Origin of the sequence: Vibrio sp. J1-1 (genome assembly GCF_021728395.1) — a bacterium.
GTDB lineage: Bacteria > Pseudomonadota > Gammaproteobacteria > Enterobacterales > Vibrionaceae > Vibrio.
Window position 1 is genome coordinate 235,871 of record NZ_JAKKCM010000008.1, and the last position, 19,083, is coordinate 254,953.

The 19,083-nt window shown below is 45.7% G+C and carries 14 protein-coding genes and 1 pseudogene; 6 read left to right on the forward strand and 9 right to left on the reverse strand.

All coding sequences use genetic code 11. The annotated features are described in order from the left end of the window. Positions 1-115: 115 nt before the first annotated feature. From L3V31_RS14925 to L3V31_RS14955, 7 genes are all read right to left on the reverse strand, one after another. Positions 116-610: a GNAT family N-acetyltransferase gene (locus tag L3V31_RS14925; RefSeq protein WP_237316957.1), complete on the reverse strand. Its 495-nt coding sequence runs from the start codon at positions 608-610 to the stop codon at positions 116-118. Between the two features lie 186 nt (positions 611-796). After that, on the reverse strand, positions 797-2,674 hold the full coding sequence (locus L3V31_RS14930) for a propionyl-CoA synthetase (protein WP_237316960.1): 1,878 nt from the start codon (positions 2,672-2,674) through the stop codon (positions 797-799). A 34-nt stretch (positions 2,675-2,708) separates the two neighbouring features. Further along, positions 2,709-3,905, reverse strand: coding sequence for a 2-methylaconitate cis-trans isomerase PrpF (gene prpF / locus L3V31_RS14935; protein WP_237316961.1), 1,197 nt, complete (start codon positions 3,903-3,905; stop codon positions 2,709-2,711). 9 nt (positions 3,906-3,914) lie between these two features. After that, the gene (gene acnD, locus L3V31_RS14940; protein WP_237316963.1) at positions 3,915-6,518 is read right to left on the reverse strand and encodes a Fe/S-dependent 2-methylisocitrate dehydratase AcnD; all 2,604 of its coding nucleotides are present in this window, start codon (positions 6,516-6,518) and stop codon (positions 3,915-3,917) included. Positions 6,519-6,709: 191 nt separating this feature from the next. After that, on the reverse strand, positions 6,710-7,852 hold the full coding sequence (gene prpC / locus L3V31_RS14945) for a 2-methylcitrate synthase (RefSeq protein WP_237316965.1): 1,143 nt from the start codon (positions 7,850-7,852) through the stop codon (positions 6,710-6,712). Positions 7,853-7,983: 131 nt separating this feature from the next. After that, entirely contained in the window at positions 7,984-8,880 is an 897-nt protein-coding gene (gene prpB / locus L3V31_RS14950) for a methylisocitrate lyase (protein ID WP_237316967.1), read from the reverse strand. Positions 8,881-8,892: 12 nt separating this feature from the next. After that, positions 8,893-9,612, reverse strand: coding sequence for a GntR family transcriptional regulator (locus L3V31_RS14955; protein WP_237316969.1), 720 nt, complete (start codon positions 9,610-9,612; stop codon positions 8,893-8,895). A gap of 580 nt (positions 9,613-10,192) precedes the next feature. Here L3V31_RS14955 and L3V31_RS14960 point away from each other — a divergent pair. The 4 genes from L3V31_RS14960 to L3V31_RS14975 all read left to right on the forward strand — a co-directional run bounded on the left by L3V31_RS14960 (position 10,193) and on the right by L3V31_RS14975 (position 14,383). Further along, positions 10,193-11,164, forward strand: coding sequence for a tripartite tricarboxylate transporter substrate binding protein (locus L3V31_RS14960; protein WP_237316971.1), 972 nt, complete (start codon positions 10,193-10,195; stop codon positions 11,162-11,164). 262 nt (positions 11,165-11,426) lie between these two features. Next, on the forward strand, positions 11,427-11,921 hold the full coding sequence (locus L3V31_RS14965; protein ID WP_237316972.1) for a tripartite tricarboxylate transporter TctB family protein: 495 nt from the start codon (positions 11,427-11,429) through the stop codon (positions 11,919-11,921). A 20-nt stretch (positions 11,922-11,941) separates the two neighbouring features. Then, positions 11,942-13,468, forward strand: coding sequence for a tripartite tricarboxylate transporter permease (locus L3V31_RS14970; RefSeq protein ID WP_237316974.1), 1,527 nt, complete (start codon positions 11,942-11,944; stop codon positions 13,466-13,468). Between the two features lie 141 nt (positions 13,469-13,609). Next, positions 13,610-14,383: a sulfite exporter TauE/SafE family protein gene (locus tag L3V31_RS14975; RefSeq protein ID WP_237316976.1), complete on the forward strand. Its 774-nt coding sequence runs from the start codon at positions 13,610-13,612 to the stop codon at positions 14,381-14,383. A 33-nt stretch (positions 14,384-14,416) separates the two neighbouring features. On the opposite strand, the gene L3V31_RS14980 is transcribed toward L3V31_RS14975, so the two are convergent. Then, positions 14,417-15,391 (reverse strand): helix-turn-helix domain-containing protein, encoded by a 975-nt coding sequence (locus tag L3V31_RS14980; protein WP_237316978.1) that lies wholly within the window; start codon positions 15,389-15,391, stop codon positions 14,417-14,419. 324 nt (positions 15,392-15,715) lie between these two features. On the opposite strand from L3V31_RS14980, the gene L3V31_RS14985 reads away from it, so the two are divergent. Further along, positions 15,716-17,758: a glycoside hydrolase family 3 protein gene (locus L3V31_RS14985; protein ID WP_237316980.1), complete on the forward strand. Its 2,043-nt coding sequence runs from the start codon at positions 15,716-15,718 to the stop codon at positions 17,756-17,758. A gap of 78 nt (positions 17,759-17,836) precedes the next feature. Here L3V31_RS14985 and L3V31_RS14990 read toward each other — a convergent pair whose 3' ends face one another. Beyond that, entirely contained in the window at positions 17,837-18,808 is a 972-nt protein-coding gene (locus L3V31_RS14990; protein ID WP_237316981.1) for a TAXI family TRAP transporter solute-binding subunit, read from the reverse strand. Between the two features lie 193 nt (positions 18,809-19,001). Here L3V31_RS14990 and L3V31_RS22085 point away from each other — a divergent pair. Further along, positions 19,002-19,083 (forward strand): annotated as a pseudogene (locus tag L3V31_RS22085) (helix-turn-helix domain-containing protein); the annotation flags it as partial.

Genomic DNA, 19,083 nt, shown 5'->3' on the forward strand with positions numbered 1-19,083 from the left:
GGCGAATTCGTCTGAAAACAATAGCTTTAAATGATAAATCGTGACTCAGCCATTAAACTAAAAACGCAACTGACTGCACCTTATGTGTGATATGGCACTTCGGATTTAATCAGAGTCACCGGATCTTATCGGGCATGATGAGCGCTTTTCTTAGGCAATGAATGTGTTGACCAAAGCCTTGCTTTTCATATAGCGTTAACGCTTGTTGATTAAAGCTCCATACTTCGACAAACATCTGTTTCGCGCCATAATTGATGAAAGTGGATTCAATTTTATCAAGTAATGCTTTTGCTACCCCTTGCTTCCTGAACTCAGGCAACACGTACAATTCATCAACACTGCCCATCATAACGGGCTTACTGACGACAGAAATTAGCTCACAGAAGTGCCCAGAAACAAACCCGATAATTTCATCGTCCTTAGATGCGACATAAACCAGACATTCAGGGTTATCTATATAGCGCCCGATGCTTTTCTCTTGCTCAATTTCTTCTGCCGTTTTAAACAGTTCCGGTGATTGAACATGATGCTCATCATGCAAGTCGAACATAAGGTCATTGAGAATATTGATATCATCAAAACACGCAGATTTAATTACAAATGCACTCATAAAAAAGCTTACCAAAATTTGAACCTTCGTAGTTTGTGACCAAAGTACAAGGATGGCAAGTAGAGAGAACCAATAAAGTCGTCATTTGGTTATTCTTGCTGCGACTAAAGTTGTATCACTATTAAAAAAAAAGCCCCTGCTTGGATTGCAGGGGCGAAACATTAAACATATGGAGTAGATTAAACGCTATCGACGAAGCACTCGCTCAATTTCACTCAGACTGGTTGGATCGTCAATGGTCGATGGGACCGTGTATTTCTCACCATCAGCAATTTGACGAATGGTTCGACGTAAAATTTTACCCGAGCGTGTTTTCGGTAGACGATCAACGACCAGCGCATGCTTAAAGCAGGCAACCGCACCAATCTCACTACGTACTTTTCCGACCAGTTCACCTTCCAGATCCAACTCATCCACCTTAACGCCGTCTTTAAGTACGACAAAGCCAAGTGGGAGCTGTCCTTTTAGGTCATCGTGGATACCAACTACCGCACATTCTGCTATCGCCGGGTGACCGCCAACGATCTCTTCCATTTCACCCGTAGACAAACGGTGACCCGCAACGTTAATCACATCGTCAATACGTCCCATGATGAATAGGTAGCCGTCTTCGTCGAGATAACCACCGTCACCGGACACATAGTAGCCTGGAAACTGGCTCAGATAACCAGTTTCAAAACGATCATGGTTACGCCATACGGTTGGTAAGCAGCTTGGCGGTAACGGACGTTTTAGTGCAACAAAACCTTGTTGATTCGGTTTCACTGGCTCACCAAGTTCATCAAGAATTTCAACTTGATAGCCCGGAATTGGCTTGGTCGAAGATCCGGCTTTAACTGGCATCATTTCAATACCTGTTGGGTTACCTGCGATAGCCCAGCCCGTTTCCGTTTGCCACCAGTGATCGATAACCGGTTTGTCGGCTTTGCTTTGCACCCATTCAAGAGTTGGAGGGTCCAAACGCTCACCAGCCATAAAGATGGTTTTTAAGTTAGACAAATCGTAATGTTTTAAAAACTCACCTTCTGGGTCTTCTTTCTTAATCGCGCGGAATGCGGTAGGTGCAGAGAACAACGCATCAACTTTGTACTCATCACAAACTCGCCAGAATGCGCCCGGATTAGGCGTTCTAACCGGTTTGCCTTCAAAAAGTATCGTTGTACAGCCATGAATCAATGGTGCGTAAACAATGTAAGAGTGCCCTACTACCCAGCCAACATCAGATGCAGCCCAGAACACGCCACCCTGTGGAATATTGTAAATGGCACTCATTGAGTACTTCAGCGCTACCGCATGGCCACCGTTGTCACGAACCACGCCTTTCGGTTTACCCGTCGTACCTGAGGTGTAAAGGATGTAGAGTGGATCGGTCGCTAATACAGGAACACAAGCGTGTGGCAGTGCTTGGCTGTATTCTTGCTGCCAATCCAGATCTCTTTCTTGGTTCAGCTCTGCTTCACATTCCGAACGCTGGAAAACAAACACTTTCTCTGGTTTCCAACGGCTATCCATGATGGCTTTGTCCACCATTGGCTTGTATGGAATGATTTTGCTGATTTCGATACCACACGATGCCGTCATGATGACTTTAGGCTCGGCATCTTCAATACGCACTGCCAGCTCATTTGGTGCAAAACCACCAAACACCACTGAGTGAATTGCACCCAATCGTGCACACGCAAGCATCGCCATCGCCGCTTCTGGAATCATCGGCATGTAAATAACGACTCGGTCGCCTTTTTCTACACCTTGGGCAGACAACATACCGGCAACTTTCGCGACCTGATCGCGAAGCTCGGTGTAGGTATAGGTCTTTTTATTCCCTGTCACTGGTGAATCATAAATAAGGGCGGCGGTATCACCTCGACCTTGTTCACAATGGTAATCCAGTGCTAACCAAGACGTGTTCATCACGCCATCTGGGAACCAACGTTCAATACCGTTTTCATCAGTATTCAAGATGGTCTTTGGAGATTCGAACCAGTCGATATTCTCCGCTTGAGCGCGCCAAAAACTCTCCGGTTCGTTTTTCGCCCATAAATATTCTTTTTCGTATGAAGACATATTGCTTCCTCCAGTATGTCCTGACATTGCTTCTCTATTCAAAGACATTGGAGGGTACTCGCACAAATCCCTCCATCAGTATTCTCGCACTTCGGCTCATGATGGCTTTTTGTACCACCCAGCCCTGTTCAGTTTGCTTCGCTTGTGCCCCAACTTTTAACGTTCCTGACGGGTGGCCAAACGTCACCGACTCTTTTTCACCGCCACCAGCAGCCAGGTTAACTAATGTACCAGGCACACATGCTGCTGACGCGATAGCAACGGCTGCGGTTCCCATCATTGCGTGGTGTAGTTTGCCCATCGATAAGGCGCGAACTAACACGTCGATATCCGTATCATTTACCGCTTTACCACTTGAAGAAAGGTAGCTTTTCGGTTTGGATACAAAAGCGATTTTCGGTGTGTGCTGGCGTGTCTGAGCTTCTTCTAGTTCAGAAATCAGACCCATTTTTAACGCGCCATGCGCACGGATAGATTCAAACATTGCTAATGCAGCGTCGTCGTTGTTGATATCATCTTGTAGTTCAGTGCCCTGATATCCAATCGACTCTGCATCAATGAAAATGGTTGGAATGCCCGCGTTGATGAAAGTGGCATTGAAGGTGCCCACATTAGGCACCACCAAATCATCGACTAAGTTACCTGTTGGGAACATGCTGCCTTCACCGTCTGCTGGGTCAACAAAGTCCACTTGAATCTCAGCCGCTGGGAACGTCACGCCATCGAGTTCAAACTCGCCGGTTTCTTGCACGAAACCATTGACGATTGGCACGTGAATCAAGATCGTTTTGCCGATGTTCACTTGCCAAACGCGCACAGTCACAATCCCATTTTCTGGAATGCGATCTTGCTGAATCAGACCAGCATGAATCGCGAACGGCCCAACTGCGGCAGACAAATTGCCGCAGTTACCACTCCAGTCTACGAATGGCTTATCAATCGACACTTGGCCAAACAAGTAATCAACGTCATGATCGGCTTGGCTACTGCGCGAAACAATCACCGTTTTACTAGTACTGGAGGTTGCGCCACCCATACCGTCGATTTGCTTCGCGTAAGGATCCGGGCTGCCGATAACACGCAACAACAGTTTGTCACGCGCGGCTCCTGCCACCTGCGCTTCTTGAGGCAAATCTTCCAGGTTGAAAAAGACCCCTTTACTCGTGCCGCCACGCATATACGTCGCCGGCACTTTGATTTGGCTCATTTGATTCGGAGTATTGTTTTCCATAACCACTCCTTATTGTGCCAAGAAATCTTGAGCAAAACGTTGCAATACACCACCCGCGTTGTACACGTGAACTTCATCAGCGGTGTCTAGGCGACAGGTAACAGGAACGTCGACTCTCTCACCGTTGCGGCGTGTAATAACTAAGGCTAAATCAGCACCTGGCTTAATCTCACCAACTACGTCGTAAAGCTCAGTACCATCCAGTTCTAGCGTATTGCGGTTTACACCCGGTTTGAATTGCAGTGGCAGTACGCCCATGCCGACCAAGTTGGTACGGTGGATACGCTCAAAGCCTTCAGCAACGATTGCTTCTACACCAGCCAATCGAACGCCTTTTGCTGCCCAGTCACGAGATGAACCTTGACCATAATCCGCTCCAGCCACCACGATCAGTGGTTGTTTGCGGTTCATGTAAGTTTCAATTGCTTCCCACATGCGAACAACCTGACCTTCTGGCTCAATTCGAGCTAGAGAACCCTGTACCACTTCGCCGTTCTCTTTCACCATTTCGTTAAACAGTTTCGGGTTAGCAAAGGTCGCACGTTGCGCCGTTAAATGATCACCACGGTGGGTCGCGTAAGAGTTAAAGTCTTCTTCTGGCACGCCCATCTTCGCTAGGTATTCACCTGCCGCACTGCTCGCCATAATTGCATTCGATGGTGATAGGTGGTCGGTGGTAATGTTGTCACCCAAAACCGCTAAAGGACGCATGCCAGACAGTGTTCTTTCACCCGCTAGCGCACCTTCCCCCTCTTTTTGCCAATAGGGAGGACGACGAATGTAAGTACTCATCGGACGCCAATCGTAAAGCGGGTTAGAGTTTTGCGCTGCGTCGTCCAGTTTAAACATCTGGATGTAAACTTGATTAAACTGCTCTGGTTTAACGTGTTTACCAACCACCGCATCAATCTCTTCGTCGCTTGGCCACAAATCATTTAAGTAAATTGGCTTTCCATTTTGGTCAGTACCCAATGCGTCACGCTCGATATCAAAACGAATCGTACCAGCTAATGCATAAGCGACAACCAATGGTGGAGAAGCCAGGAACGCTTGCTTCGCGTAAGGGTGGATTCGACCATCAAAGTTACGGTTACCAGAAAGTACCGCTGTCGCATACAAATCGCGGTCAATGATCTCTTGTTGGATTTTTGGATCTAACGCGCCACTCATACCGTTACAGGTGGTACATGCGTAGCCTACGATACCGAAGCCAAGCTTTTCTAATTCTGGTAATAAGCCCGCTTCTTCTAGGTAAAGACGCGCAACCTTAGAACCCGGAGCAAAAGACGATTTCACCCAAGGCTTACGAATAAGGCCAAGTTCGTTGGCTTTCTTCGCGACAAGGCCAGCTGCAACCACGTTTCTTGGGTTACTGGTGTTAGTACAAGAGGTGATAGCAGCGATGATCACTGCGCCATCTGGCAGCTCACCTTCTTTCTCTTCCCACGCACCAGAAATGCCACGCTTCGCCAGTTCAGACGTTGGCAAGCGACGGTGTGGGTTTGAAGGACCAGCCATGTTACGGCTTACTGATGACAAATCGAACTCAAGTACGCGCTCGTAAACCGCAGTATCAAGATCATCCGCCCAAAGGCCTGTTTGTTTTGCGTATTTCTCTACCAAGTCGACTTGCTGTTCTTCACGGCCAGTCAGTTTCAGGTAGTTGATGGTCTGTTCGTCAATGTAGAACATACCCGCAGTTGCACCGTATTCTGGTGTCATGTTGGAGATGGTTGCGCGGTCACCGATTGTCAGGTCTCGTGCGCCTTCACCAAAGAATTCTAAGTAAGAAGAGACGACACGCTCGTTACGTAGGAACTCAGTGATCGCAAGAACGATATCGGTCGCAGTAATGCCCGGCTGACGTTTACCCGTCAGTTTTACACCCACAATATCTGGCAGGCGCATCATCGAAGGACGGCCAAGCATCACAGTTTCTGCTTCCAGACCACCAACACCAATCGCGATAACACCAAGTGCATCAACGTGTGGAGTGTGACTGTCGGTACCTACACAAGTATCTGGATAGGCAATGCCCTGCTTCGCTTGTACCACTGGAGACATTTTCTCCAGGTTGATCTGGTGCATGATACCGTTACCCGCAGGAATAACGCTGACGTTTTCAAATGCCGTTTTACACCACTCGATAAAGTGGAATCGGTCTTCATTTCGGCGCTCTTCAATCGCGCGATTTTTCTCGAATGCGTCTGGATCAAATCCAGCGTGTTCTACTGCGAGAGAATGATCAACAATAAGCTGAGTTTCAACCACAGGGTTTACTTTTGCAGGGTCACCGCCCTGATCCGCAATCGCATCACGCAGGCCTGCTAAGTCAACCAGTGCTGTCTGGCCTAAGATGTCGTGACATACGACACGTGCAGGATACCAAGGAAAATCGAGATCACGCTTACGTTCAATAAGTTGTTTAAGGCTGTCGGTTAAAACGTTTGGATCGCAGCGTCGTACCAGCTGCTCGGCAAGAACGCGTGAGGTGTAAGGGAGCGTTTCATAGGCTCCAGGAGAAATAGTATTTACGGCTTCGCGGGCATCAAAATAATCGAGTTGAGTCCCCGGAAGCGACTTACGATATTGGGTATTAATAGTTGTGCTCATGATTTGCTTCCATTCAATCTGTACATCTTGGCCTTCTCCCCATCACTCTAGAAACGTTACTCTTGAAAAGTTGTTTGGAGACTTGATTGGAGAACTGTTTTTGAGATGTAGTAGTCGTTCTAGTCACCTTAGTGATGAGAAATACTCCTTCCTCCATGTGGAGAGAATCGCACAGAGGAAGGAGTCACGCGCTAGCGTTTTTCGATAGGCACCCATTCCTGATGCTCTGGACCTGTGTAATCAGCGCTTGGGCGAATAATGCGGTTATTCGCGCGTTGCTCATACACGTGTGCAGCCCAACCAGTTAAACGGCTCATTACGAATATCGGTGTGAACAGTTTGGTTGGAATGTCCATAAAGTGGTACGCCGATGCATGGAAGAAGTCCGCATTACAGAACAGACCTTTCTCACGCTTCATAACCGATTCAACACGCTCAGATACCGCATATAGATGTGTGTCACCCACTTGCTTAGATAGCTCTTCAGACCAACGTTTGATCAGCGCGTTGCGAGGGTCACTTTCGCGATAAATCGCATGACCAAAGCCCATGATCTTGTCTTTGTTGGCAAGCATTTGCATGATGTTCGCTTCTGCTTCATCCGGCGTCTGCCAATCTTCGATCATTTCCATCGCGGCTTCGTTTGCGCCGCCGTGAAGTGGACCACGAAGCGTACCGATTGCCGCTGTAATACAAGAATGGATGTCTGACAATGTTGATGCACATACGCGCGCCGCAAATGTTGACGCATTAAACTCATGCTCTGCGTAGAGGATTAGTGAACAGTGCATCACTTGTTTATGCAGTTCGGTTGGCGTCTTATCAGTAAGAAGCTTCAGGAAGTAACCACCGATGCTGTCTTCAGTCTCGTCTTCCGTGTTAATACGGACACCATCATGGCTAAAGCGATACCAGTAACAGATGATTGCAGGGAATAGCGCGAGCATACGCTCAGTAGATTGCAGTTGCTCATCAAAGCTCATTTCCTGCTCTAAGTTACCCAGCATAGAACAACCTGTACGCATCACGTCCATTGGGTGTGCAGTCGCAGGGATAAGTTCTAGAGCTTGTTTAAGCTCCGTTGGCAAACCACGAAGGCTCAATAGGTGCGTCTTGTACGCATCGAGTTCTTGTTGATTTGGTAAGTGACCGCGTAACAGCAGGTGTGCCACTTCTTCAAATTGAGCATTATTGGCAAGGTCAGTAATATCGTAACCGCGATAAGTAAGACCTGTTCCCGTTTTACCGACAGTACATAAAGCTGTGCTTCCCGCGCTTTGACCACGTAGGCCTGCACCACCTAACTCTGCTTTCTTTGCTTCAGTTTGAGGCATTGTTTGAACTCCTTTTCTGTCTGGCTTTGCTCTCTTTGGAGCGTTTTTATTCACCAGACAAGTTTCACGTTATTGGATTTGATAAATTCCGATTATCTTTTCTTGGGCTTCCTTTGATTATTACTTCCCCGCTATTTTCCTTCTGAGAATAGCTGGTCAAGTTTGTCTTCGTAGTCGTGGTAGTTCAGGTGTTGATACAACTCTTTACGTGTCTGCATCGAATCAACCAACGCTTCCTGGTTACCTACTTCTAGAAGGTGTTTGTATACTGTTTCTGCGGCTTTGTTCATGGCACGGAATGCACTGAGTGGGTAAAGCACCATGTCCACTTTGGCTTTTGCCAGTTCATCACAACCGTAAAGTGGCGTTGCACCGAACTCGGTGATATTCGCTAAGATAGGAACATGCTTTCCTGTTGCTTGCTCTAGCGCATTAGAGAACTGTAGGTATTGATCCAACTTGTTCATCGCTTCTGGGAAGATCATGTCCGCGCCCGCTTCCACACAAGCAATCGCACGTTCAATCGCGCTGTCCATGCCTTCAACCGCGAGAGCGTCAGTACGAGCCATAATTACAAAGCTTTCGTCGTTACGCGCATCAACCGCAGCTTTAACGCGGTCAACCATCTCTTGCTGGCTAACAATCGCTTTGTTTGGGCGGTGACCACAACGTTTTTGCGCTACCTGGTCTTCCATATGAACTGCCGCCGCGCCCGCTTTTTCCATTTGTTTGATCGTGCGAGCGATATTAAATGCACCGCCAAAACCCGTGTCGATATCCACTAGCAATGGCAAATCACATGCGTTTGTAATGCGGTTAACGTCCACCAACACGTCATTCAGTGTGGTGATACCTAGGTCTGGCAATCCGTAAGAAGCATTTGCAATGCCACCACCAGACAAGTAAATCGCTTGATGCCCTAGGTTTTTCGCCATCATGGCGCAGTATGGGTTAACGGTACCGACAATTTGTAGCGGATTGTTTTGTTCAATGGCGAGTCTGAACTTCGCCCCCGGTGTTAAGCTCATGACGAATTCCTTCTAGTCTTTGTCTAAACTTTCAGTTCCTGTATGAATAATCTGCGATTGGATGAGTTTTCGACTCCCAGAGATGTGTCTTCTCATTAACATTTCTGCAAGTTCTTCATCGCGATTACGAATGGCTTCTAAAATATATTTGTGTTCGTTGAGTGCCTCATTCGGACGAGATTGCGAACGTGGCGACTGGTAGCGATACATGCGTAGTAAGTGATACAACTCATCACATAACAAAGTAATCAATTTGCTGTTTCGGCTTGCCTGAATGATGCGATAGTGAAAATCAAAGTCACCATGCTGGTGGAAATAAGAAGAGCCTTCTACTTGGTCAATATGCTTCGAATGTGTCGACAATAGCATTTCTAAACTCAATAGCTCTTCTTGGGTAATATGGCGAGCAGCAAGTCGTGCAGCCATCCCTTCTAACGCTTCGCGCACTGAGTAGAGTTCGATAAGCTTTTCTGGAGAAAAGGTGGTAACTCTCGCTCCAACATGCGGGATACGTTCAATTAGGCCCAAGCCTTCCAAACGCATCAACGCTTCACGTAAAGGGCCACGACTAACTTGATATTTCCTAGCAAGTTCTGGCTCTGAGATTTTACTCCCCGGCTCAACATCACCGTTCACGATAACTTCAATCAAAGTCTCCGTCAGTGTCTCAGACTTAGTGTGTTCTTTCTCAGAAGCTATCACTTTATAACGAGCTTTCAACTCAGAGTTCATATTCAAGCACTCAATTCAACGACACCGAAATGTCTACAATTCCTTAACCTAAATACAAGATAAACGATCAAAGTGTCGACAATCAAGATAATTGTCGACAATTTAGACTAAGGTCTTATTAGAAGGTCGAAAATGAACCCAATAAAGGCGTAATTTTCACCCATCACTCTGAGATCCCTCCGTAGTTGTCGACAACTTTTACATAACTAACTGCATGATTTTTATAAACAAGATTAATTTTTAAGAATAGTTACTGAGTATTAACATAAGTATTTAGGTATGGTATGCCTGTGGCTTGTTGTGTAGTCGTCGTTTTAGAGTTTGAATAGCGTGCCAAGGTACGACGGTTTTTTAATGGTAAGGATATCAGGTGTTAACTCCAAATTTGCATGAACCGACACCTATCCCCGGCCGTGAACTTTATGAACAAAATCGCCACTATGCCCAATATTCTCTTTATCTACCTTTTAAAGACACACAGTTAACATTTAATTAACCTTTCAACAAAGTTCAGATTCGTAGCTGAAACGACAATAAGACTCATCAACAGAATAGAGTCACTCACATAAGGAACGTGAACATGTTAAAGGTAATCAAACCAACGCTCGCCGCATCTATCATCGCCGCTTCATTTTCATTCAACGCTTTCGCCGCTGATGTAGAAAAAATGCATTTCCTCATTCCTGGTGGTGCCGGTGGCGGCTGGGATATGACCGCACGCGGTACTGGTGATGTACTAGTGAAATCAGACATCGTTGAAACCGTATCATTTCAAAACCTATCTGGTGGCGGCGGCGGTAAAGCCATTGCCCACTTGATTGAAACCGCAGATCGCCAAGAAGACACGCTAATGGTGAACTCAACGCCAATCGTTGTACGTTCTCTTAGTGGTATTTTCCCACAATCTTTCCGTGACCTCACTCCGGTAGCAGCTACCGTTGCTGACTACGGCGCTATTGTTACGTCCGCAGATTCACCATACAACTCATGGGAAGACGTCGTCAAAGCGTTTGAAGAGAACCCACGCAAAGTGAAGATTGCGGGCGGTTCAGCTCGTGGGTCGATGGATCACCTAGTTATTGCGGCCGCATTTAAAGGCGAAGGTTTTGATGCACGTAAAGTCCGTTACATTGGGTATGATGCGGGCGGAAAAGCGATGGCTGCGCTGCTTTCTGGTGAAACTCAACTCCTCTCTACCGGCTTAGGTGAAGTACTTGAAATGTCCAAATCTGGACAAGTTAAAGTACTGGCGATCACCGCTCCTAAGCGATTAGACGCGGCGCCAAACATTCCTACTCTCACTGAATACGGCAATGAAACTGTCTTTGCGAACTGGCGTGGATTCTTCGCAGCACCAGGAACAAGCCAAGAGAAAATCGACGAGTGGAATTCTGCATTCACAAAAATGTACAACACCGATGAATGGCAAGTCGTTCGTGACCGTAATGGCTGGATCGACAACTATAAAGCGGATAAAGATTTCTTCGCGTTCCTTGAAGATCAAGAGAAACAAATGGGCGATCTAATGCGCGAATTAGGTTTCCTTAAATAAATTGGTTACCTGAAGTAAACAGTAAACGGGGCTAATTCTCCAATACCAAACCAGTAACTACATCTGATTTGGTGTTAGCCCCATCTGCATTTGCACTCTAATTTTCACCGTATATGGGCATTGTCGACAATTCGGCATACACACTCCTTTGTTTATAGATTGATAAGCGGCTCGACTAGCAGCGAAATGCTTAATTGTTAATGAATTATCTTACTCATTAACGCTCATATACGGTCTTTTCTACCTTCGTTAGGAGTTGAAGATGTCTCGTTCAACCAATTTTTTTACCAAAGAAAACTTGCTCTGCCGCGATCGCGTCGGTGCGATGATCTTTTTACTTTTCTGTCTGGGCTACGGCTTCCAAACTTCTCAAATCGCATTATTTCCCGGTGATGAATATGAACCGTTCACCGCTCGCACGTTGCCGACAATTCTGACGTACATCGGTATCGGTTTAGCACTTTTATTGTTAGTCACCGGCCAACCGGATAAGAAAAATGGTGCTGTGTTGACGTTTAACTGGAAGCTGCTGATCTCGTTCTTAGTGTTAATGGCATTGTATGGCGTTGGGCTAACTTATCTGGGATTTGTGTTAGCGACTGGTTTGTTCCTTCTAGCAGGCTTTTACTTACTTGGTGAAAGACGCAAGTCCATTTTGTTTGGCGCTTCTTTCCCTTTTGTTATCGCCTTTTATTTATTGCTAACTCAAGGTTTAGATATCTACCTTGAGCCTGGTTTGATTTTCACCATCTGGTAGCCAAAGAAAAGGAAAGAGTTATGTTAGATGGAATTCTACAAGGTTTATCCACTGCGGTAATGCCAATGAACATCATGATGGTGATTGTTGGCTGCTTCGTCGGTACGTTTATCGGGATGCTACCCGGTCTTGGCCCTATTTCGGCAATCGCGTTGATGATCCCAATTACTTACGGTCTAGAGCCTTCTTCTGGTTTGATTTTGATGGCTGGCGTTTACTACGGCGCGGTATTTGGTGGCTCTACGTCTTCAATTCTGATTAACGCACCGGGCTGTTCTTCAACGGTGGTAACGGCATTTGACGGTTACCCAATGGCGCAAAAAGGTCAGGCGGGGAAAGCATTAGCACTTGCTGCTTACTCTTCTTTCACTGGCGGTACACTATCGGCGATTATGTTGCTAGTGGCAGCACCTGCATTAGCAAAGGTGTCGTTAAGTTTCCAATCCTCAGACTACTTCGCTTTGATGCTTCTTGGCTTGTCTGCGGTAGCGGCATTCGCCGGTAAAGGTCAGGTAATTAAAGCATGGATGATGACCATTCTGGGATTGATGCTGTCTACCGTTGGTATCGATAAAGGCGTGGGCGTAGAGCGCTTTACGTTCGGACTAACTGACTTAATGGATGGCTTTAGCTTCTTGTTGCTTGCCATGGCGACCTTTGCCTTGGGTGAAACGTTGATGGGTATTCTTAAACCGTCCGCAGATACTAGTGACGAAGAGCAAGACAAACTGAGCAACATCGGCTCAATGAAAGTCACCAAAGAAGAAATTAAAGAAGTGGCACCTGTTTCTATTCGCTCTTCTATTCTTGGTTTCTTTACTGGTGTACTTCCGGGCGCAGGCGCAACGATTGCCGCATTCCTCAGCTACGGCTTGGAACGAAATCTTGCGCCAAAAGAGAAAAAGGAAGAGTTTGGTAAAGGCAGCATTCGTGGCCTGGTAGCACCAGAATCGGCGAACAACGCCGCATCGAGCGGTTCATTTGTACCATTGTTGACACTGGGTATTCCTGGCTCAGGTACGACAGCCATCATGTTAGGCGCATTAATCGCTTACGGTATTCAGCCTGGTCCACGCCTGTTTGTTGAGCACCCGGATGTATTCTGGTCAGTGATCATCTCTATGTACTTTGGCAACATCGTACTGGTTATTCTTAACTTACCGCTTATTCCGTACATCTCGAAACTACTGGCAGTACCGAGAACCGTACTTCTTCCGATGATTTTGTTCTTCTCAATCACTGGCGTATACCTAGTTTCGTTCAATACTATGGATGTGTTTGTGATGCTGCTTGTTGCGATGGCTGCCATAGCGCTCCGATTAGCGAACTTCCCTCTTGCTCCATTATTGCTTGGTTTCATCCTAGGCGGTCTAATGGAAGAGAACCTACGCCGCGCATTGATGATTTCTGATGGTGAGTTGAGCTTCTTGTGGGAACGCCCTATTACTCTAACCTTTACTGTATTAGCAGTACTGGTACTGAGCAGCCCACTGTTTGTGAAACTGTTCCAAAAGCTACGAGCTCAACCAGTAAAAGTTGAACAATAAATCATCCCCCATGATTGACTTCTAAAGCCACCAGCCCGGTGGCTTTTTTCTTTGACCTTTCGCTACTATCTTTCTTTCATCAAGTTCAGTAGGGTTAACGCCATAAAAATACAACATAAAAACAAAAATCAAGGAAGACTTATGCTGCTGGAACTTACGTTGTTATTTGCTGCCGGAGTGATCGGAGGAATCATGAATTCTATTGCCGGAGGTGGCAGTTTTGTCACTTTCCCCGCTCTGATGGCAGTTGGTGTTCCTCCCGTTATCGCAAATGCCACAAATACGTATGCCTCTTGTGCTGGCTACATCAGTGGCGCGATAGGTTTCAGAGAAGAGATCCTAAAGAATAAGCAAGAATTGCTGTTTACCATCTGTTTAAGTCTCGTAGGCGGTGGAGTTGGTGCCTACCTGTTGCTGAATATTCCTGAATCAGTGTTTTTGGAAGCGATTCCCTGGCTACTATTATTTGCAACCTTACTGTTTATCTTTGGCTCACGTTTAACTCAGGCGATTAAAACCTTAACCAAAGGCCATAAACACGCGGGTATTTTAGGTGCGATCGCATTAGGCATTCTGTTAGTTGGCGTCGCTGCGTACGGTGGATTTTTTAATGCTGGATTAGGCGTGATTGTACTGAGTTACCTGGTGATCGCTGGTCATCAGGACATCAATCTAATGAATGGATTAAAGCTGCTCGTATCGACCTCTGTTTCGCTGGTCGCGATAGTCGTTTTCATCGCTAATGGCTCAATTGACTGGAGCAAAGGTAGCATAGTAATGGCGGGAACATTAGTCGGAGGCTATCTCGCTGCCCGTGTATCACGTCAATTGAACCCAAATCACGTGAGAGGATTCGTTGCGGTTTTTTCAACGCTTATCACAATCTACTTTTTCATTGATGTTTATGCCTTATAATATCGAAATCTGAGGTTGGGATAGATGAGTACGTCATGAGTGGTTGTAGCTAGTAATTCGCTTACGATATTGTAGAGGCGTGCATTGTACGTGCTCCCGGAAGAAGCGATTGAAACCACTCTGGTTCGCAAAACCGAGCTGTTGACTGATGGTTATTAAGGAGTTCTGATTATCCCGCAGCAGACGACGCGCCTCATTACAACGAACTAAGGTATAGAGACTAGTCAGGCAACTGCCCTCTTGCTGCAGACGTCGGTTAAGAGTCCAGCGTGTTATAAATAAACGTTCACATATCCAGTGACTCAGCTTATCCGCACCATGTGAAGATTCCGAATTCACCCATAGATACTCCTGAATTAATTTGATTATTTCATCCGTGTAGTTATTTTTAGACTGAAGATCATATAATGAAGATTCCAACCTTGTTATGACATGCGGCTGCAATATCGAATTATGCTCTATATTCGGTCGATACAAGGCCTCAAGGTCAATTTTATATATATTATTTTCACCGACATCAAAACTTGCAGAATATAATTTTTTTACTTCATCTATTTGATTAATGGTTAATACGTCGTTAAGTTTAACCTCTCGCAGAGCCCTGTTTCCTCTGTCATATTGTGAGACCAACTCGTCGATAAACCAAAAATTATACGCTGCCGCTTTGGCACCTAAAAGATCATTAAAATCTGATTTATATTCAATTAACAGATAACCATTATCGAATCTAAACTCCATCTTATCGGTTTCGCCAATCAGACCTCGGTAACGTTTAAAACAACAGAGCGAATCATATAATGTCGGTGCATTCAGCAATGCACTAACCATATCTGGGTGATTTTTAAACATTGTTACTAAAGGCTTTTCTTCCTCATCCGCTAACTGAAATCCACAAGACTCAGTTAATGAGAGTAATTTTCCATAACGCTGCTTATCAATCCGTCCTTTTTCAGCCAACAACTCATCATGATATATTCCAGTCTGTTTTGTTATATGATTATCTGACATTTCTAGTTGATACCGAACCAGATTCCAGATTTCATTTACAAGCTGCGTTGATACACTTTTCATCTACTTAGAAAACTTATTAATTTTAAGGCGAAAATTATTTCATTATATTGTTTTCTATTCTGTGATTGAGACAGATTAATTTGCAACATAAATGAATACTACTTAGCAGTGAGAGAATGCTCACAAAATTTAATCCATGCACCTGAAGGGTAATAAATTGCTCTTTAGAGATAAAACCGTAAGGAAAGCTTTTTATATAGTCTTTATCGACAGGCAAATCCTGACCATAAGATTTTAGCTCTGCTTATCTCTGGAGGCATAATGAAAAAAATATATACCTTATCCGCTATCGCGTCCGCTGTAGCTCTGACACTAACTGGTTGCTGGTCTGATTCTTCTACCGAATCAGTTCATACACAGGCCACACTAGGTTATATCTCTACTGCGTTAATAAACGAGGATGGATATCAGTTCAAAGACTTAAACCGGGATAACCAGCTAACCCCATACGAGGATTGGCGCCTGGATAGCGCAACACGAGCCAAAGATCTGTTATCACGCATGACGCTTGAACAAAAAGTAGGTATTATGATGCACGGCACCTTGTCGTTAGACGCTGAGGGACGTGTCGATTTCAACAGTATGTCCAAAGTACTGGACAACTATGTCAACACCTTTATCACCCGTATGTCTGGAAACCCACAGGCGATAGCAGAGGATAACAACTCTCTGCAACAAATAGCCGAATCTACTGGCCTGGGCATCCCTGTTACTATCAGTACCGACCCACGTAATCACTTTACGAATGATCCCGGAGCCACCGCAGTCAGCGCTGGTGAGTTCTCTCAATGGCCAGAGTTACTTGGCTTTGCAGCACTCAATGATGCGGAAACAGTGAAGGAATTTGCTGACATTGCTCGCCAGGAATATCGTGCAGTTGGTATCCAAATGGCCCTATCGCCACAAGCTGATCTCGCGACAGAACCTCGCTGGGGAAGGGTTTCCGGAACATTTGGCGAAGACAACAATGTAGCAAAAAATCTGGTGGGCGCTTATATCGAGGGCTTCCAGAACGGTGGGAATGGCCTGAATAACGGCTCGGTGATTACGGTAGTTAAACACTTTGCTGGCGGGGGCCCGCAGCTAGACGGTTTCGATGCGCACAACCAATGGGGTAAAGAGCAGATCTACCCAGGCAGTAACTTCGAGTACCATCTCGTTCCGTTTGAAGGAGCCTTCGATGCTAACGTTGCCTCAGTCATGCCCTACTATGGCCAGCCTATAGGTCTGACGTATGAGGGAGAGTCCATCGAAGAGGTTGGGTTCGGCTTTAACAAACAGATCATCACTGATTTGTTACGCGGTACCTATAACTTTAAAGGCGTGGTTTTGAGTGACTGGGGGATTGTCAAAGATTGTGGTGACCGCTGTATCAATGGATTGAGTGATGAAGAAGTTGCTAATGGGGTTAGCCCGTGGTCTGTGCCTTTCGGCATGTCATGGGGAGTTGAAGACTTAACTATTCCTCAGCGTTACGCAAAAGCCATTGATGCTGGCGTTGACCAGTTTGGCGGGGTCGATGATCCTTCTTATCTGCTAACCGCAGTGAATAGCGGACTAGTAACTGAGGAGCAAATCAATGCGTCTGTTAACCGTATCCTTATCCAAAAATTTGACCTAGGACTGTTTGAAGATCCTTATGTTGATGTGGATGAAGCTTTAGAACTAGTTGGCAACGACGAGTTTCAGCAATTGGGGCAGCAGGTACAGAGCAGCTCACACGTCTTATTGAAAAATGAAGCAGATCTATTGCCATTAAGTGCAGAGACCTACCCGAAAGTGTACCTGTACCAAAGTAATGCGGCCGTTGCTCAAGAGTATGGATTTGAGGTAGTTGATACCCCGGCTGAAGCCGATATCGCGATTGTACGGGTGAATACTCCGTATGAGTCTGACCCGCATTATCCGTTTGGCTCAGTTCACTACGGTCAGCTAGGTTTTGCCAATGAAGCAAGTCTGGTTCAGGATACGGATCATCTAGGTGGCAGCTACACAGGCAGCGAAGATCTCACGGCAATTCAGGCCGTGACCGATGCCGGTATACCTATGGTGTTGTCTGTTTATTTGGATCGTCCGGCGATATTGACTGAAGTTGCTCACAACGCCGATGCAATAATGGCAAACTTTGGCGCATTGGACAATGCTATGTTTGATGTCCTGACTGGTGTAGCAGAGCCGAAAGGACATTTGCCTTTTGAGTTGCCATCAAGCTGGAGTGCCGTATTAGAACAAGATGAGGATGTACCATACGACTCAATCGATCCTTTGTACGAATATGGTTTTGGCCTTAGCTATCAACAATAGCTATCAGTCATAACAAAGAAAAATCCGATGTCTGCATAGGCATCGGATTTTTATGTTTTTATTAAAACTAAAATCTGGCTACTTAATCAAACCCACTTCTTTATAGTACTTTAATGCCCCAGGATGCAGTGGTGCAGACAAGCCATCTTTCACCATTTCTTCTTTCTTCAAGTTAGCGAATGCCGGGTGAAGACGACGGAAGTCATCAAAGTTCTCAAATACCGCTTTCACCACGTTGTAAACCACTTCTTCGGATACTGAAGTTGAAGAGACAAAAGTTGCACCAACACCAAATGTTTGAACATCTTTTTCAGATCCGCGATACATACCACCAGGTACCGTAGCGACACGATAGAAACGGTTGTCAGCGATCAACTTGTCTACTTTAGCGCCTTCAACCGCGACGATATTGCTGTCACAAGAGGTGGTAGCTTCTTTAATCGCACCGCTTGGGTGACCAACGGTATAAATCATGGCGTCAATTTTGTTATCGCACAGTGCTTTAGACTGCTCTGCAGCTTTCAGCTCAGAAACCAGTTTGAAATCATCATTCGTCCAGCCGTACTCTTTCATCAGCACTTCCATGGTACCGCGCTGACCAGAGCCAGGGTTACCAATATTCACGCGCTTGCCTTTCAAGTCATCAAACGAGTTAATATTGGCATCTTTACGTGCGACGACAGTGAACGGTTCAGGGTGAACAGAAAATACCGCGCGTAGTTCTTTGAACGGGCCTGCATCCGCAAATTGGCTGGTACCATTGTAAGCATGGTGTTGCCAGTCTGACTGAGCGATACCCAAATCTAATTCGCCAGCTCGGATCGTATTGATATTGTAGATAGACCCACCAGTACTCTCAACCGAACAACGAATACCATGTTCGTCACGCGACTTATTTACGAGGCGACAAATCGCCCCACCCGTTGGATAGTAAACCCCAGTTACACCACCCGTACCAATCGTTACGAACGTACCTTCGGCAGCGACAGAGAAACTCGTACTCAGTGCAGCAAGAGAAGCCGTTATCGCGATTTGCTTAAACTTTAACATTGAACATCCTTTTTCCTTTTGTTTGTGACGGTTAAAGTATAGCAAGCGTTAATCGATTGATTATGCATGAGTTCACAGCAAATAAAATTTTCAGGCTTATTTGTATACAATTCTTTGACTAATCGAGTTAATGAAAAAGCCCCGTATCTGAACTGACCCCCAATAGTTGGACACCAATTATTGGGGGTCTTTCATGTCCAAATATAGTCGTGAGTTGAAGTGCATCTTAGCCAAGCAGTGCTTAAGTGGTGTGTCATCTCGTCTTTTAGCCAAAC

What these genes read in the sequence shown, in the direction of transcription:
- L3V31_RS14980 (WP_237316978.1), bottom strand. Translation starts at nt 15,391, where the DNA reads ATGTCAGATAATCATATAACAAAACAGACTGGAATATATCATGATGAG.
- acnD (WP_237316963.1), bottom strand. Translation starts at nt 6,518, where the DNA reads ATGAGCACAACTATTAATACCCAATATCGTAAGTCGCTTCCGGGGACT.
- L3V31_RS14925 (WP_237316957.1), bottom strand. Translation starts at nt 610, where the DNA reads ATGAGTGCATTTGTAATTAAATCTGCGTGTTTTGATGATATCAATATT.
- prpC (WP_237316965.1), bottom strand. Translation starts at nt 7,852, where the DNA reads ATGCCTCAAACTGAAGCAAAGAAAGCAGAGTTAGGTGGTGCAGGCCTA.
- L3V31_RS14955 (WP_237316969.1), bottom strand. Translation starts at nt 9,612, where the DNA reads ATGAACTCTGAGTTGAAAGCTCGTTATAAAGTGATAGCTTCTGAGAAA.
- L3V31_RS14930 (WP_237316960.1), bottom strand. Translation starts at nt 2,674, where the DNA reads ATGTCTTCATACGAAAAAGAATATTTATGGGCGAAAAACGAACCGGAG.
- prpB (WP_237316967.1), bottom strand. Translation starts at nt 8,880, where the DNA reads ATGAGCTTAACACCGGGGGCGAAGTTCAGACTCGCCATTGAACAAAAC.
- L3V31_RS14965 (WP_237316972.1), top strand. Translation starts at nt 11,427, where the DNA reads ATGTCTCGTTCAACCAATTTTTTTACCAAAGAAAACTTGCTCTGCCGC.
- L3V31_RS14975 (WP_237316976.1), top strand. Translation starts at nt 13,610, where the DNA reads ATGCTGCTGGAACTTACGTTGTTATTTGCTGCCGGAGTGATCGGAGGA.
- L3V31_RS14985 (WP_237316980.1), top strand. Translation starts at nt 15,716, where the DNA reads ATGAAAAAAATATATACCTTATCCGCTATCGCGTCCGCTGTAGCTCTG.
- L3V31_RS14960 (WP_237316971.1), top strand. Translation starts at nt 10,193, where the DNA reads ATGTTAAAGGTAATCAAACCAACGCTCGCCGCATCTATCATCGCCGCT.
- L3V31_RS14990 (WP_237316981.1), bottom strand. Translation starts at nt 18,808, where the DNA reads ATGTTAAAGTTTAAGCAAATCGCGATAACGGCTTCTCTTGCTGCACTG.
- L3V31_RS14970 (WP_237316974.1), top strand. Translation starts at nt 11,942, where the DNA reads ATGTTAGATGGAATTCTACAAGGTTTATCCACTGCGGTAATGCCAATG.
- prpF (WP_237316961.1), bottom strand. Translation starts at nt 3,905, where the DNA reads ATGGAAAACAATACTCCGAATCAAATGAGCCAAATCAAAGTGCCGGCG.